This is a genomic window from Tenacibaculum adriaticum, from assembly GCF_008124875.1.
Classification (GTDB): Bacteria; Bacteroidota; Bacteroidia; order Flavobacteriales; family Flavobacteriaceae; genus Polaribacter; species Polaribacter adriaticus.
The window spans coordinates 1-1,193 of sequence record NZ_VNIA01000020.1; the positions used below are offsets into that span (position 1 = coordinate 1).

Below are 1,193 nucleotides of genomic sequence, written 5' to 3' on the forward strand. Positions count from 1 at the left end.
ACGAATGATGCGCCAGCAACCTTCCCAATCGGAGACACTACGGTGACTTGGACATCAACGGATGCCGCAGGAAACACCGCTACGTGTACACAAGTAGTTACAGTAGTCGACAATATCAATCCAACGATCAGTGCTTGTCCATCGGCAGTCACGGTGAATGTAGATGCAGGCACGTGTACAGCAAGTGGGGTAAGTTTAGGAGCAGCCCCAACAGGCACAGACAACTGTGGTGTACCAACGATTACGAATGATGCGCCAGCAACCTTCCCAATCGGAGACACTACGGTGACTTGGACATCAACGGATGCCGCAGGAAACACTGCTACGTGTACACAAGTAGTCACAGTAATTTCTATTGTAGAAATCAAAAACGATGTAGGTGTAACTAATGAGGATATATCTGTAAATATAGATGTATTGAATAATGATTCTTCTGATTGTAAACCATTGGTAGTTAGTAGTGTAAGTAATGCTGCTAATGGAAATGTGTTGATCAATGGAGACGGAACAGTAACATATACACCAAATGTAGGCTTTACTGGAACAGATACTTTTACATATGTTGTAACTGTAAAAAATCCAGATGGAAGCGAAACAACAGAAACCGCAACAGTAACGGTAACGGTAACCGATGAAGGAACGCCAGTAGCAGCAGCAGATCCAACAGCGGCAACTACATCAGAAGACACATCAGTAACGACAGGAAATGTATTAACCAATGATACAGTAGTAGACGGAGCTACAATTACGAGTTTTGATGCAGTCAGTACAAATGGAGGTTCGGTAACTAGTAATGGAGACGGAACGTTTGTTTATAGCCCAGCGACAGGATTTGTAGGAACGGATAGCTTTACCTATACGCTTTGTGATGACGATACGCCAACACCAAGTTGTTCAACCGCAACAGTAACGGTAACGGTAACCGATGAAGGAACACCAGTAGCAGCAGCAGATCCAACAGCGGCAACTACATCAGAAGACACATCAGTAACGACAGGAAATGTATTAACCAATGATACGGTAGTAGACGGAGCTACAATTACGAGTTTTGATGCAGTCAGTACAAATGGAGGTTCGGTAACTAGTAATGGAGACGGAACGTTTGTTTATAGCCCAGCGACAGGATTTGTAGGAACGGATAGCTTTACCTATACGCTTTGTGATGACGATACGCCAACACCAAGTTGTTCAAC

The 1,193-nt window shown here is 43.9% G+C and carries 1 protein-coding gene; it reads left to right on the forward strand.

Annotation, left to right across the window (positions count from 1 at the left end; genetic code table 11):
- On the forward strand, positions 1-1,193 hold a 1,193-nt coding region (locus C7447_RS14660; RefSeq protein WP_148871268.1), incomplete at both ends, for an Ig-like domain-containing protein.